The sequence below is a fragment of the Hyphobacterium lacteum genome, assembly GCF_036330345.1.
GTDB lineage: Bacteria > Pseudomonadota > Alphaproteobacteria > Caulobacterales > Maricaulaceae > Hyphobacterium > Hyphobacterium lacteum.
On sequence record NZ_JAZDRP010000003.1, the window covers coordinates 113197 to 128039 of the forward strand.

The window sequence follows — 14843 nt, forward strand, 5'->3', positions numbered from 1 at the left end:
CCCGTCCAGTCATTGCATGAAGGTGTCATCCAGACAGCCGGTCCGCCGGTCTCGCATACAAAAGGATTGCACCATGACAACTTTCAACGACCTCGTCCCGGGCGCTACGCCGGATCGTTTCGCCTCCATTGACCGTGACTACACGCCGGAAGCCGTGCTGAAATTGCGCGGCTCGGTTCGCATCGAGCATACGCTTGCCGAGCGCGGTGCCGTGAAGTTGTGGCATCTCCTGAAGACCGAGCCCTATATCAACGCACTGGGTGCGCTGACCGGCGGCCAGGCCATGCAGATGGTTCGGGCGGGTCTGAAAGCTATTTACCTGTCCGGCTGGCAGGTCGCTGCCGACGCCAATGAGGCGGGCGCCATGTATCCGGATCAGTCGCTCTATCCCGCCGATTCCGGTCCGGAACTGGCCAAGCGGATCAACCGCACGCTCCAGCGCGCCGACCAGATCGAGGTTTCCGAGGGCCATGTCACGCGCGACTGGTTTGCGCCGATCGTTGCCGATGCCGAAGCCGGGTTTGGTGGTCCGCTGAACTGCTATGAAATCATGCGCGCCTATATCGAGGCCGGCGCTTCCGGTGTTCACTTCGAGGATCAGGTCGCGGCAGAAAAGAAATGCGGCCATCTCGGCGGCAAGGTTCTGATTCCGACCAAGGCGCATCAGCGCAATCTGAATGCGGCCCGCCTGGCGGCTGATGTTCTCGGCGTGCCGACCCTGACCGTCGCTCGCACGGACGCCGAGTCCGCCACGCTGATCAATTCCGATATTGACGAGCGTGACCATGAATTCATCGATTATGATGCCGGCCGCACGGCGGAAGGCTTCCATCGCCTGAAGAAGGGCATGGGCGTTGATCACTGCATCAAGCGCGGTCTGGCCTATGCAAAGTATGCCGACCTTCTGTGGTGGGAGACCTCCAAGCCGAATCTCGACGAGGCCAAGCGCTTCGCCGAAGCCATCCAGAAGGAATTCCCGGGCAAGATGATGGCGTATAATTGCTCGCCATCCTTCAACTGGGAAGCCAATCTGGACAAGGCCACTATCGAGACCTACCAGCGCGAACTGGGAGCGATGGGTTACAAATTCCAGTTTGTCACGCTCGCCGGCTTCCACCAGCTCAATCACGGCATGTTCAATCTCGCCAGCGGTTATCGCGACCGTGGAATGGGCGCCTATTCCGAGCTGCAACAGGCCGAGTTTGCGTCCGAGAAGGACGGCTACACCGCAACCCGTCACCAGCGCGAGGTTGGCACCGGGTATTTTGACCTGGTCAACCAGACCCTGTCAGGCGGTCAGGCCTCGACCACGGCCATGGGCGAATCCACCGAAGCGGCCCAGTTCGCAGCGGAATAATCAGCGTCAGGGAGTGAGATCATGAACACCACAAATCCCAATGGCGTTGACCTTCTGGGTCCGCTGGAGCCGGGCTATCGGGGCATTCTCGCCCCGCACGCCTTGTCTTTTCTCGTCGGTCTTCACCGCCGTTTCGATGGCCGCCGCAAGGCGTTGCTGGAAGACCGGCAGAAGCGTCAGGCGGACTATGATGCCGGTGCGCTGCCGGACTTCCCGGCCGAGACCGCTGACATTCGCGCTTCGGACTGGACTGTTCGGGCCGCCCCGCCGGATCTTCGCGACCGCCGGGTCGAGATTACCGGCCCGGTCGACCGCAAGATGGTCGTCAACGCTCTGAATTCAGGCGCCCGCTGCTTCATGGCGGACTTCGAGGATGCCACCTCGCCGACCTGGACGAATGTCATCGAAGGTCAGATCAATTTGCGCGAGGCTATCCGCCGCCAGATCGATTTCACCGATGAGAAGTCAGGCAAGCGCTATCGCGTCAATTCCGACGCGGCAACGCTGATCGTGCGTCCGCGCGGTCTGCATCTCGAAGAACGCCACATGGTGGTGAACGGTTCGCCGATCTCTGCCGCCCTCTTTGATTTCGGCCTCTACCTCTATCATAATTTCGATGCGCTGAATGTGCGTGGCTCGGGCCCGTACTTCTATCTGCCGAAACTGGAAAGCCGTTTCGAGGCCCGCTTCTGGGCGCTGGTTTTCAGCCATGCCGAGGAGATACTGGGCATGGAACGCGGCACCATCCGCTGCACTGTGCTGATCGAGACCCTGCCGGCGACTTTCGAGCTGGACGAGATTCTCTACGAGCTGCGTGATTATTGCGTTGGCCTCAATTGCGGCCGCTGGGATTATATTTTCTCCTACATCAAGCGCTTGCGGGGCCATAAGGACCGCATTCTGCCAGACCGGTCGCAGGTCAACATGACCGTGCCCTTCATGCGCGCCTATTCGCGCCGGGTGATCGGCATCTGCCACCGGCGCGGGGCGCATGCGATGGGCGGTATGTCGGCCTTCATTCCGGTGAAGGGTGATGAAGCGGCCAATGCACTGGCATTCGAACAGGTGCGGGCCGACAAGGTGCGTGAGGCCACGGATGGTCATGACGGTTGCTGGGTGGCGCACCCCGATCTGGTGCCGATCGCCAAGGCGGCCTTTGACGATGTCATGTCCGGTCCCAACCAGATCGACGAGAAATTCCATGTAACGGGTTCGGCAGCCGACCTGGTCGCACCGCCGGAGGGCAGCGTCACAGAGGTCGGTGCCCGCGAGAATATCGACGTGGCCATCCGTTATATTGCGGGTTGGCTGGCGGGCCGCGGCGCGGCCCCGATCCGCAACATGATGGAAGACGCGGCCACCGCCGAGATCGCCCGGGCACAGCTCTGGCAATGGCGGGTCAATGGCGTGAAAACCGACACGGACGTGCTTCTGGATGCCAGCTGGATCGAGGAGGCGATCAACATCGCCGAAGCCGAGATCCTGGAAGATCCGGATTACCGGTTGTCCGGCCCTGATCAGGTGACGGAAGCGGCCAATCTTCTTCGCGAACTGGTCCTGTCCGACGAATTCGCAGAATTCCTCACGCTCAAGGCCTATGACCGTCTCACCGACGGGCTTCAGGTCTCGATGCGATTGACGGAATTCGACTAGGGCTCCCTAGTTGCCTACCGGCGGGACCGGGAGGCATGGCGCGGCAGGCTCCTCGCAATCCAGGCCTGCCGCGCATTTTTTTGCCTGAAACCGGGAGATCTCAGCCAGTGTAGAAGTCCGGATAGGCTTCCATGCCCAGCTCGGACTTGTCGAGACCGGCGATTTCCTCGTCCACGCTCGGCCGCAGACCGATCGTGTATTTCAGGGCCAGCCAGCCCGCCAGGGACAGGAGGGCGGTAAACGCACCGATGGCCAGAATTCCTGTCGCCTGGATACCCAGCTGGCCGATAATGCCGACGCCGTCGGCCTGAGTGGTCAGGCCGGCAACCAGCGTTCCCCAAATGCCGCAAACAAGGTGGGCGGGAATAGCGCCGACGACATCATCGATCTTCAGCTTGTCCAGCAACGGCACTGACACAACGACCAGCACGCCGCCGATCGCACCGATTATCATCGACTGCCAGAGTTCGGGCGCCAATGGCCCGGCTGTGATCGCAACCAGGCCGCCTATGGCTCCATTGAGCACAAGGGTCAGGTCGGGTTTCTTGAAGATGAAATAGGCAGTGACGAAGGCCCCCAGCACGCCGGCCGCAGCTGCGGTGTTTGTGTTGGCGAGGATACGCCCGACAGCGCTGACATCCTCGATGGTTCCCGCGGCCAGTTGTGAGCCGCCATTAAAGCCGAACCAGCCGAACCAGAGAATGAATGTGCCCAGCGCTGCCAGGGGCAGATTCGAGCCCGGCATGGGTTTCTGGATGCGCCCATCGGGACCGTACTTGCCATAGCGGGGCCCCAGGATCAGCGCTCCCATAAGCGCGGCCCAGCCGCCAACCGAATGGACCAGGGTCGAGCCGGCGAAATCCTCGAACCCCATCACATGCAGCCAGCCTTCCCCCCATTTCCAGGCGCCGGTAATCGGATAGATCAGCGCGGTCAGGAAAACGATGAAGATCAGGAAGGGGCCGAGCTTGATGCGTTCGGCCAGCGTTCCCGACACAATCGACGCGGCCGTGGCAACGAAGGCCATCTGGAAAAACCAGTCTGCAGATGAGGCGAGGGAACCCGAAGGCTCGTCCAGCGGATCGGGCGACCAGACGCCGAACGTGCCGATCAACCCGCCATCCACGCCATCATACATGAGGCGATAGCCGACGAGATAATAGGTGATCGCCGCAATGGAGAAGAGCGTGATGTTCTTCAGCGAGATGGTGGCGGCATTCTTGGCCCGGACCAGCCCGGTCTCCAGCATACAGAAACCGGCCGCCATGAAGACGACCACCATTCCGGAAATCATCAGCAACATGCTGTCGGCCACAAAAGCCATGACATCCGGCTGTTCAGGAGCGGCGACAGCTCCGGTCACTTGTGCTGCCAATGCGAACATCGATCCCCCCGTTATGTTGCATTGCAGCATAGTGGCGGGACTCCCGTCGGCTGTAAAGCCGCGACCGAAAGGATAATTCGCCTCATCCTGTTCAGTAACCGGAAACCCTGATCCTGCATCCGCAGCGATCGTTCGAATTTGAACAATGCCTTTAAATGGGCCTTATGCGCTGATGTGGTCCGCTCATGCGAAGACAGCCGAAGAACGGCGTGGATGGTGTGAGGGTGTAATGGCGAACCAGGCGAATGTCGTCGTTTTCGCGTCGCAAAAGGGTGGGTCGGGCAAGACAACCCTGTCCGGGCATATTGCCGTCGAGGCCGAACGCAATGGCGATGGGCCGGTGGCGCTGATCGACACCGACCCGCAAGGGTCACTGGCAAAATGGTGGAATGCCCGCACGAGTGCTGCACCAGCCTATGCCAGAGTGTCCATTGAAGACCTGGATGCCGGAATCCGGCATCTGGAGAAATCCGGATTCAAACTGATTGTCATCGATACGCCGCCGGCTGTGACTGAATCCATCGCCGGTGTCGTGCGTCATGCGGACCTCGTCGTCGTCCCGACCCGCCCCAGCCCGCATGATCTGCGCGCCGTTGGCCCGACCGTCGATATCGTCGAGAGCTTTTCCAAGCCGCTCGTCTTTGTCGTCAACTCGGCGACGGCGCGCGCCCGCATTACCGGTGAGACGGCTGTCGCGCTTTCACAGCACGGCGTTGTTGCGCCGGTCACAATCCATCATCGGACGGATTTTGCGGCCTCGATGATTGATGGCCGCACCGTCGGCGAAATCAATGAGGGGTCCAAGTCTGCCGACGAGGTGGCCAAGCTCTGGCGCTACTTGCGGGCCCGCTTCGTCCGTAATGGCGTGCCGGCAAATGGCCATGACAGCATGAGCGATCTTGCTGTGGCGGCACTGACGCCAGGCGGCGGTGCTCCCGATCTGTTCGGTGACGAGGAAGATCCGGACGATCTTCCCGGTCTTGGCGAACTGGTATTGCCTGGCTGGGATGAGGCTGAATTGCCCAAACCCAAGGCCCGCGCTAATGGACAGCCCGAATGGGATGGCATTGACCGGAGAAAGAGTGATAGCGGGCCACCGAAAGGTGTTCCGGATCGGCGCCAGCCGCCGCGCGCCGTCTTTGGCCGCCGTACCGCTTTCGTCCACCGTGTTGCAGGGCAGAGCTGACCATGACTTCCCCTTCCTACGCGCCGCTTCATTCCGGCCTGCTTGTCCGCAAAGGCGCGGCCGCGCCATCTCCTGCGGGCACACGCACACCGCATGATGTCCCGTTTGACCCATTCTCGATCGCACGCCGCGATGCCTCGGATGCGGATACCGCCCCCCCACCCCAACCGCATCCGGGGCCCTGCGACGCACACCATGTGGCCGCCGAAATCGATGACGATGACGGCTTCTCGCTGACGGACCGCCAGGACCGGCGTCTCCGCCTGGCGGCCGCGAAGCTGGATACGACGCGCGGACAGCTCTTGTCGGAGGCCGTCGATAATCTGCTGACCCATCTTGGTGAGACAGAATTGTCAGCCTGTTCCTGTTATCGGGCGCTGGGCGCAGACGGCTAGTTGCAGCCGCCCTCGAGACCGGCAATCCATTCGGAGATCAGGGCAACACCTTCATGGTGGGTCAACGACCGGCCCAGTTCCGGCATCATCACATCACCCCGCGTAGAAGCCATCCGGTAGATGAAAATCGAATCCTCCGGATTTCCGGGGACGATATCGAAACGGAGTCCGCCCGAGCCCGGACCGGCCGCGATCGGGGGCTTGCAGAGGCCGAGATTGGGGCTGACAGGCGCATCGAAATTCAGGTGCAAGCCTGACGTGTCCGCCGGTCCGACCGGATTGTGGCAATGCGCACAATTGATATCCAGATAGGCGCGCGCGCGTTGATCCAGAGGGATATCCGGATTGTTCCAGACGGCAGCGCGCGGTGCCAAGTCCGGATCCGGTGCGCCGGTCAGATAACCCCTCGCAATGAGGTGTGAGAGCTGGTTCTCCACGCCGCCGGCATAGGCATAGTCCCGGTTGAGATGACGCGCGGCGGGCCCGATCGGAGACAGGGCGCGCGTTGTATTGTTTGTGGCATGACAGCCGGCGCACTGGTTCACATTCGGCACCAGATAATGGATGTCGCGGATAGTGCCGCCGGCCTCAGCCAGGGTAAGGGTTTCGGAATAACCCGCCCGCATCAGCTGGGCATCGCTTTCATCCTCATTCCACACATAAGGCAGGGCAACCCACCCGTCCTCGCGATGCACCAGAAGCCGTGTTTCCACCAGGCGCACGCGTTCCAGATCCAGCGTCTCGGGACTATCGGATACCAAAAGGCCCTGATCGCCGCGCAGTACATGCCCGTCGCCATCAACGGGATAATAGAACGTCTTGGTGATCACCGTGCCGATCGGGAAATCCAGGACCTGGCCTTCGCGGTAGGTGGCGCTGGTCCCTTCCGGCATCCAGATCGTCCGCAGCTTGCCGGCATGGTCGGTAAATAGCGGCGTGTTGAGATCATAGGGCTCAACGCCGTCGGAGAGCACAAGATGGCCATCACGAACTGACACCATGCCCCAATCCGATAACAGATCGGGACGGCCTTCAGCATGAAAGGCCGGTGATGCGGGCTGGTTACCGCACGCGGCCAGAATGATAGCGAGGAACGGAAACAGGAGGCGCATCAGAACGGCAGAACAATCTCCGGCAGACGCTCATGCTGACAGGCTGTATCTTCGACCATTGCCGGGTCGGCATATCCGTTCGGACCGTCCACATTCAGCATCTGTGCATCGCCATTATCGACGCAGATCCGGTATTGCTCCGGCATGTCACCCTCGACCAGCAGATCGGCATTCTGGAAACCGTCCCAGAGAACGTCGGGAATGTTGCCGGTCAGCCCGAACATCAGAACGCGCAGCGCCTGAAGTTCGACATTGTCCGGGTTCCCGCCGCCTTCGCCCAGTTCATTGCCGGAAATCCAGATCGTTTCCGGATAGGGATCGAAATCCTCCTGCACGCTGACATCGGAATATCCGGTCGAATAGACCGATGAGATAATAATGTTCGCTGTGCGATGGTCACGGATGTCATTGTCGAAAATCTCGACCCGGTCATTGGAATTGATGACGATGCCGGACCCGGCCGGCACACTGGCTACCGGCGTTCCGGGGTGACCGAAATTCCCGGTGTTGTTGTCAAAGACCTGATTGTTGTAGACGCGTGTGGAATGCCCGGGCTGGGGCAGATTGGGCATGTTGAAGACCAGTATGCCGCCCGTATTGTTGGTCGCGACATTGCCATAGACGTCGGCGCCGATCGTGTTCTCGATCTCGATCCCGGCAACATTGTATTCGGCCCGGCTGTTGCGCACGATCACATTTCGCGACTGGCCCACATAAATGCCGGCGTCTGATGCGCCAATGGCAACAGCGTCCTCGATCAGCGTATTGGTGGTCTGCACTGGATAGATGCCATAGGCGCCATTATCGGTATCCGGACCATTGGTCCATTCCGTCCTCACCCGGCGGATAATGATGTTCTCGCCCTCATTGACCTTAAGCGCATCGCCGCGCGTGTCCTCGATGGCAATATCTTCAATCGTGAAGTCGCTGGCCGTCACCAGTAATCCCTCCGCGCCAGAGGTCTGGTTGGCAAAGGATAATATGGTTTCATCCATGCCCGCTCCGCGGATGGTGACGCCATCGACAGCGAGCGACAGGGAGCGGTCAAAGGAATAGACCCCTGCCGGTATCTCGATCACATCGCCGGGCCGGGCGTCGATCAATTGCTCGATCAATGTAGTCTGGAAGTCGGAATCCGCACCGGAAAGGTCACGGCCCTCATTGCCGCTGCCGCAAGCCGCGAGGCTCATGGCCGCGCCCATAGCCAGCATGGAATGGATGATGGACTTGCTCACGCGCGCCTCCCCTGAACGCTGTTCACTCGCCGGAGACTAGCAGGCCGCGTTAATGCGTCCAGAGATTTGCGTCAGCTCAACGCGGCGTGAACACGTTTCTCGATCTGGTCGACGGGCTCATGCGTGATGTCGAGTGCAATACTGTCGAGCAGCCGCTCGCCGAGTTCAGCGCTGAAATGCGGGCGTATAACACCCAGTGCCGGTTTGGACGCGTAGATCAGAAGCCGATCGAAATCGCCCTTTTTCGCCGCAGCGTTCAGAGCCTCCATGGCGCCTGCGAGAAAGGCAGCTTCAGCCTCACCATGCGGGTCACCTTCATCCAGAGCGCTGCGATGCTTGGCCTGATCAGCCATGCGGCCGGGCCGGTCGGACCCGATATCATGTGACGCCTCGCCTTCATGTTTGAAGGCCTCGACCAGTTTGAGCACCGGATATTCCGCGTCGCCGGCATTGCGGTAGATCAGGGCCTTGGCGCCATCCATGACGGCAACCCAGAGCGTTTTCTGCGGGCCATGTCCCATCATTCTTATCCTTCTCGCAATGATCTCTGGACGCCATTCAACAACCGGGACCTGCAACTGTCGAGCGCGGCATTCGGACGCGACGGGTCATACGAAGTCCGGTTCCGGGTCTTGCCTTGTCCGGCGGTGCAAGCGTCAATGGTGCAGCGTGAACGCCGGGAGACAGAATGACAGATGCCGCCGCGATTGATGCGATCCAGGTCACCGTTGGCCAGGGCTCCCGCATCGGCCTGACAATCAGCCTGGCGGTGATGATTTTCTCCGTGGCGCTGACCCTAAAACCGGAAGATTTCGCTTTTCTGGGCCGCCGCCCGAAAATGTTCCTCGGCGGTCTTTCGACCCAGATCATCGGCCTGCCGCTAATGTCGATCGGGCTAGCGCACCTTCTGGCGCCCACACCGTCCATTGCTTTCGGGATGATCGTGGTGGCCTGTTGCCCGGGCGGAAATGTTTCCAACCTTCTGGTCCTGATGGCACGGGGAAACGCGGCCTATTCGGTTTCTCTGACGGCCGCTTCCAGCGCTCTGGCCTTCATCGTCACACCGATCGCCATTCTGGGTTGGTCCAGCCTTTACCCGCCCACGGCCGAGCTCATCCGTTCTGTCGATGTCGACATGCTGCCCTTTGTTTTGCAGACCGGCATGGCGTTGGGCTTTCCTCTGGCCATCGGCATGCTGATGTCCACCTTCAGGCCGAAATGGGCGGCCCTGATCCAGCCCTTCGTTTACGCGCTGGCGATCTGCATCCTGATTCTGCTGGTCGCCGTGGGGATCTGGTCAAACTGGGAATTGCTGCTGGCCAGCAGTTATCTGATCGCACCGGTGGCGATCATCCATAACGCCTCGGCCTTCGCACTCGGCGCCTTAATGGGGCGTATGCTCAGCCTCGACAATGGCTCGCGCAGGGCGCTGGCTTTCGAGATCGGAATCCAGAATGCCGGGCTGGGTCTGGTCATCCTGCTGACCCAGTTTCCGACGTTGGGCGGCGCGGCGGCCGTCGTCGGCTTCTGGTCGCTCTGGCATCTGGCCGCCGGGATGATCCTGGCAGGCGGATTCCGGCTATGGGACCGCTACTCGCGGTCCGCGCGCGTGTAGAGAATGACCCAGAGGTCGGCCCAGGCCTCATCTTCCGACGCGCGGCCCTGCCAGCGCCAGGTGAAGCTGTCTGGCGTTACATCCTGCCAGATCATTCTCCGGTAAGGCGCGCTATCAACGATGCGGGTGTTTTCCACCATGAAATCATAGTCGTCGTTCTCTCCACCCGGCCCGCCGACCAGCGCAAAATACCCCCCACTGTCATCAACCCAGGACTGGCGCCAGGCGCCGACCGGAGCATGGTAGGTTGAGACCGACATGCCACGGAAAGGAGCACCGGCGAAATTCTCGGTCGAAAAGCGTTCATAGATAACGCAATCGCCGTACTCGTCGCGGGTGATGAGATTTTCGCCGAATCCGGTCGTACCGTCCCCATTGTCCCATTCGGCGTGCCAGTCGCCGACCCAGAAGTCGAGCTGGCGGAATTCCTCGCCTGAGCACGGAGACGATTGCGGGGCTGTGTTCGACTGGGCGCTTGCCCCCGCACTCAGGCTGGATCCTGCGGCGAGAACCGCAAGAACCTTCAAGAAACGATTTTTCATGGCGACAGACTCCATGTGTTCATTCACGCAGATGTTAGTCACCGTGCCCGGCTTGCGTCTTGACCTGACTCCGCATCGCGCAGATTTTCACGGGCCATGATTGCGGTGACCCGAAATCCCCTGGCGCTGTCGGCCAATCTCGGCCGGCTGGGCCATTGCATCCAGTTCCTGAAGGATGCCGACCGGCGTTATGTCGGGGCCAACCCGCTATTGGCCGGCTTCTTTGGTGCCAGTTCGGCGTCGGATGTGATCGGCCGCCGCACAACCGACTTCTTCGATACCGGGATCGTCGAGCGGTATGACGAGCTGGATAGTGCGGTCGCGTCGGGACGGACGCTGATCGACCGTTTCGATTTCACCTATGATCATACCGGGTACCGCAAATGGTATCTCTATGCCCGGACCCAGGTCTGGAAAGACGGCGAGCCGATCGTGAAAGGCATATCCTTTCCGTTGCCGCAGAGGCCGGCGGCCGACCGGATCTATTCGCGTCTCGCCCGCGCAACGGATCTGATCGCCGGGCATCTGGCCGAACCACCCGCGATGGAAGATCTCGCGCAATCTGCGCATTGCTCGATTGCCCAGCTGGAGCGGGATTTCCGTTCAGTGCTGGCTCAGAGTCCGAAACAATATCGTGCCCGGCTCAGAGTGCAGCGCGCCATCGACGCCGTTCGTTCCGGAATGCCGCTGACCGATGCAGCGCTGGAAGCGGGCTATTCCGAGCATTCTGCACTTTCCCGTGCCTTCAAGGCCTTCACCGGCTTAACGCCGAACCAGTTTCGGGCCACACTCCCGGCAAGCTGACCGGGGAGTGAGATGGGTTACGACATCAGGATCAGGGGCGGCATCGTCCATGACGGGACCGGCGCTGCCGGCCGTTCAGCGGACATCGGCATCAGGGACGGTGTGATCGTTGCTGTCGGCGATTGTCCGGAAAGTGCCGATCGCGAAATCGATGCGTCAGGCTGCATCATCACGCCGGGCTTTCTCGATCTGCACTCCCATTATGACGGCCAGGCGACCTGGGACGATCAGCTGGAACCGTCATCCCGGCATGGCGTCACCACCACGATCATGGGTAATTGCGGCGTCGGCTTCGCCCCGGTGAAACCCGACGACCACGAACGTCTGATCAAGCTGATGGAAGGCGTCGAGGATATTCCAGGTACGGCGCTGGCCGAAGGCCTGAAATGGAATTGGGAGAGCTTCCCCGATTACATGGACGCGCTGGAGTCCCAGCCGCGCACCATCGATGTGGCGGTGCATATCGGCCATGATCCGCTGCGCGTCTTTGTCATGGGCGACCGCGCCATCGCCGAGGAAGAAGCCAGCGAAGAGGACATCGCGACAATGCGCAGCCTCGTTCGCGAAGCCATGGAGGCTGGCGCGATCGGTTTCTCCACCGGGCGCTCCGATGTGCACAAGACCGCCGATGGCGACTGGACGCCGTCCTCCGAAGCGACGTCGAAGGAACTCGCGGGCATCGCAAAAGCGTTTGAAGGACTGGACTATGGTGTGGTCCAGGCCGTTTCCGATTTTGATCTTGAACGTGAAGGCGACCGGTTCGAAGCGGAATGGAGTGTGCTGGAAGCCTATGCCAAGGCGGCCGGTGGGCGGCCCTTCTCCATGTCCCTGATGCAGCGAGATTTCGCGCCGGACCAGTGGACGCGCATTCTGGAAAAAGCCGAGGCGATGAAGGCCGAAGGCGTCGACATGCGTGTGCAGACGGCACCGCGAGGCATCGGCGTTTTCCTCGGCCTGCAATGCACCTTCCACTTCTTCATGGGCTATCCCAGCTACAAGAAGATCGCGCATCTGCCCTTCGAGGAACGGGTGGCGATCATGAAGACGCCGGAGTTCAAGGCCCAGATATTGAGCGAGAAGACCGACAAGCTGTCCGGGCCGGGTTCGTCGATTCCGCCGCTGGCCGACCTGCTGATGGAGCATATCGAGTTCGTCGCCACCAAGCTGTTCCAGCTGGGCAATCCGCCGGATTATGAGCAGCCGCCGGAAAATTCGCTTGCCGCCAAGGCCGAAGCCGAGGGCGTTCCGCTGATGGAAAAGCTCTACGACACTGTGCTGGAGCGCGACGGCAAGGAGCTGATCTATTTCCCGATCTACAATTACACCGAGGGCGACTACGGCAATGTCATGAAGATGATGACACACCCTCAGGCGCTGCAGGGGCTGGGTGATGGCGGCGCCCATGTCGGCACGATCTGCGATGCCTCCATGCCGACCTACCTGCTCTCACACTGGACACGGGACCGGACGCGTGGACCGAAAATCCCGATCGAACAGGCGGTGAAGATGATGACCGGCGATATCGCCGACTTCCTGTCGCTGAAGGATCGCGGCTATATCCGCGAGGGCCTGAAGGCCGACATCAATGTGATCGACTATGACGGTCTCCAGCTGGAACCGCCGCACATGGTCAAGGATCTGCCCGCCGGTGGTCAGCGCCTATTGCAGGGTGCGCGCGGCTACAGGGCGACCATTGTCGACGGTGTGCCGGTCGTGATGGACGACAAATTCACCGGCCAGAAGCCGGGGCGGCTGGTGCGGGCAGGACGGGTTTGAAACTCTCCCAGAAGACCAAGATATCGACCCCGCGCATGGCGGAAGTGCAGGCCTGGTATCAGCGCCTGTTCGGCATGGTCGCGGTCGAGGAATGGGACGAGGGCGACGACAAGGGCGTCATCCTCGCACTGGGTGACGGTCACAACGAGGCGCTGCTGGAAATCTACGATACGGATGTCGTCCATGATTTCTCCGGCCTCAGCCTGCAATTCCGGGCCGAGCCGCTGGATGAGTTCATCAAGAGACTACCGGCCGATATCGAACCGGAAGACCTGAAAGACCGGCCCTGGGGTGCGCGCTATCTCTATCTACGCGACCCGCTGGGCATTCAGGTGATTGTCTATGAGGGCTGTTGGTAACGCCTAGTCCATAGCCTTGACGATTTGCTCGGTCATTTTCTTGGCATCGCCGAGCAGCATCATAGTATTGTCGCGGAAGAAGAGCGGGTTCTCGACCCCGGCATAGCCCGAGCCAAGGGAGCGCTTGATGAAGAAGACCGTGCCGGCTTTCCAGACCTGCAGCACCGGCATGCCGTAGATCGGCGAGGACGGATCATCCTCGGCGGCCGGGTTTGTGACGTCATTGGCGCCGATCACGAAAGCTACATCCGCATTCGAGAATTCCGAATTGATGTCTTCCAGCTCGAACACCTCGTCATACGGGACGTTGGCTTCGGCCAGCAGCACATTCATATGGCCGGGCATGCGGCCGGCGACCGGGTGAATGGCGTAGGATACGTCCACGCCCTCATGCTTCATCACATCGGCCATCTCTTTCAGCGCGTGCTGGGCTTGGGCGACGGCCATGCCATAGCCCGGAACGATGATGACCTTGCGGGCATTCTTCAGGATGAAGGCCGCATCATCGGCCGAGCCCTGCTTGACGGTGCCCTGCGGACCTTCACCGGCGGGCCCCGCGGCCTCGCCACCGAAACCACCGAGTATCACCGAGATGAAGGACCGGTTCATGCCCTTGCACATGATGTAGGACAGGATGGCACCCGAGGAGCCAACCAGTGCACCGGTGACCAGCAGGGCGGTGTTTTCCAGCGTGAATCCGAGTGCGGCTGCGGCCCATCCGGAATAGGAATTCAGCATGGAGACCACGACCGGCATGTCCGCGCCGCCGATCGGAATGATCAACGTGACGCCGAGAATGAAAGCCACAATGGTCAGCGCCCAGAAGGCAAAGCCGAGCTGTCCGCCCGACGCCATCAGGAAGATGATCATCAGGGCGATGAAGCCGCCCATGGCGAGGTTGATCCAGTGCTGCCCCTTGAACACGACAGGGGCGCCGGACACCAGGCCTTGCAGCTTCATGAAGGCAATGACCGAACCGGAGAAGGTGATCGCGCCAATGGCCGATCCGAGTGACAATTCCAGCAGGCTGATTCCGTGGATATCGCCAGCGGTCCCGATATGGAAAATATCGGGCCGGTAGAAGGCGGCGGCTGCCACCAGCACCGCTGACATGCCGACCAGTGAGTGGAAGGCCGCCACCAGTTGCGGCATCGCCGTCATCGGGATCCGCTGGGCGATGACCCCGCCGATAATGCCGCCAACGGCCATCAGGCCGACAATCAGGGCCAGGCCGCCGAACCCGACACCGGCCACCAGCAGGGTGACGCCGATGGCGATCGCCATGCCGGCCATGCCGAAATAATTGCCCTGGCGCGCCGTCTCGGGATGCGACAACCCTCTCAGCGCGAGAATGAAAAGCACGCCCGAGACAAGATAGAGAATGGCAGCAAGATCAGCGTTCATGGGTTATCCTCGGCTTTAGCC

The 14843-nt window shown here is 60.9% G+C and carries 13 protein-coding genes and 1 pseudogene; 8 read left to right on the top strand and 6 right to left on the bottom strand.

Annotated features, from left to right (window positions below; genetic code table 11):
• Positions 1-73 precede the first annotated feature (73 nt).
• Positions 74-1357, top strand: coding sequence for an isocitrate lyase (gene aceA / locus V0U79_RS05340; protein ID WP_330198446.1), 1284 nt, complete (start codon positions 74-76; stop codon positions 1355-1357).
• A 21-nt stretch (positions 1358-1378) separates the two neighbouring features.
• Positions 1379-3010, top strand: coding sequence for a malate synthase A (gene aceB / locus V0U79_RS05345; protein WP_330198447.1), 1632 nt, complete (start codon positions 1379-1381; stop codon positions 3008-3010).
• 100 nt (positions 3011-3110) lie between these two features.
• Here aceB and amtB read toward each other — a convergent pair whose 3' ends face one another.
• Positions 3111-4394: an ammonium transporter AmtB gene (gene amtB / locus V0U79_RS05350; protein WP_330198448.1), complete on the bottom strand. Its 1284-nt coding sequence runs from the start codon at positions 4392-4394 to the stop codon at positions 3111-3113.
• A gap of 229 nt (positions 4395-4623) precedes the next feature.
• On the opposite strand from amtB, the pseudogene V0U79_RS05355 reads away from it, so the two are divergent.
• Both V0U79_RS05355 and V0U79_RS05360 read left to right on the top strand, forming a co-directional pair.
• Positions 4624-5256, top strand: a pseudogene (locus V0U79_RS05355) (nucleotide-binding protein); the annotation flags it as partial.
• A 326-nt stretch (positions 5257-5582) separates the two neighbouring features.
• On the top strand, positions 5583-5975 hold the full coding sequence (locus V0U79_RS05360; RefSeq protein ID WP_330198450.1) for a hypothetical protein: 393 nt from the start codon (positions 5583-5585) through the stop codon (positions 5973-5975).
• On the opposite strand, the gene V0U79_RS05365 is transcribed toward V0U79_RS05360, so the two are convergent.
• The 3 genes from V0U79_RS05365 to V0U79_RS05375 all read right to left on the bottom strand — a co-directional run bounded on the left by V0U79_RS05365 (position 5972) and on the right by V0U79_RS05375 (position 8846).
• A complete protein-coding gene (locus V0U79_RS05365) occupies positions 5972-7087 on the bottom strand; it encodes an SO2930 family diheme c-type cytochrome (RefSeq protein WP_330198451.1) in 1116 nt (371 codons plus the stop codon). The two genes, V0U79_RS05360 and V0U79_RS05365, sit on opposite strands and share 4 nt — an antisense overlap.
• Positions 7087-8298, bottom strand: a complete 1212-nt coding sequence (locus V0U79_RS05370) for a parallel beta-helix domain-containing protein (protein WP_373696450.1) — start codon at positions 8296-8298, stop codon at positions 7087-7089. The genes V0U79_RS05365 and V0U79_RS05370 overlap by 1 nt, the downstream gene beginning before the upstream one ends.
• 95 nt (positions 8299-8393) lie before the next feature.
• A complete protein-coding gene (locus V0U79_RS05375; protein WP_330198453.1) occupies positions 8394-8846 on the bottom strand; it encodes a baeRF12 domain-containing protein in 453 nt (150 codons plus the stop codon).
• Between the two features lie 164 nt (positions 8847-9010).
• Here V0U79_RS05375 and V0U79_RS05380 point away from each other — a divergent pair, with 164 nt between their 5' ends.
• The gene (locus tag V0U79_RS05380) at positions 9011-9937 is read left to right on the top strand and encodes a bile acid:sodium symporter family protein (RefSeq protein ID WP_330198454.1); all 927 of its coding nucleotides are present in this window, start codon (positions 9011-9013) and stop codon (positions 9935-9937) included.
• On the opposite strand, the gene V0U79_RS05385 is transcribed toward V0U79_RS05380, so the two are convergent.
• Positions 9913-10479: a hypothetical protein gene (locus tag V0U79_RS05385; RefSeq protein WP_330198455.1), complete on the bottom strand. Its 567-nt coding sequence runs from the start codon at positions 10477-10479 to the stop codon at positions 9913-9915. The two genes, V0U79_RS05380 and V0U79_RS05385, sit on opposite strands and share 25 nt — an antisense overlap.
• 105 nt (positions 10480-10584) lie before the next feature.
• Here V0U79_RS05385 and V0U79_RS05390 point away from each other — a divergent pair, with 105 nt between their 5' ends.
• The 3 genes from V0U79_RS05390 to V0U79_RS05400 are packed head-to-tail and all read left to right on the top strand — an operon-like array spanning position 10585 to position 13418.
• Positions 10585-11283: a helix-turn-helix domain-containing protein gene (locus V0U79_RS05390; protein WP_330198456.1), complete on the top strand. Its 699-nt coding sequence runs from the start codon at positions 10585-10587 to the stop codon at positions 11281-11283.
• Between the two features lie 12 nt (positions 11284-11295).
• Positions 11296-13059 carry an N-acyl-D-amino-acid deacylase family protein gene (locus V0U79_RS05395; RefSeq protein WP_330198457.1) on the top strand — a complete coding sequence of 588 codons (1764 nt, stop codon included), beginning with the start codon at positions 11296-11298 and terminating at the stop codon, positions 13057-13059.
• Complete coding sequence (locus V0U79_RS05400) at positions 13056-13418, top strand: VOC family protein (RefSeq protein WP_330198458.1); 363 nt, start codon at positions 13056-13058, stop codon at positions 13416-13418. The genes V0U79_RS05395 and V0U79_RS05400 overlap by 4 nt, the downstream gene beginning before the upstream one ends.
• A 3-nt stretch (positions 13419-13421) precedes the next feature.
• On the opposite strand, the gene V0U79_RS05405 is transcribed toward V0U79_RS05400, so the two are convergent.
• The gene (locus V0U79_RS05405) at positions 13422-14822 is read right to left on the bottom strand and encodes an NAD(P)(+) transhydrogenase (Re/Si-specific) subunit beta (RefSeq protein ID WP_330198459.1); all 1401 of its coding nucleotides are present in this window, start codon (positions 14820-14822) and stop codon (positions 13422-13424) included.
• Positions 14823-14843 lie beyond the last annotated feature (21 nt).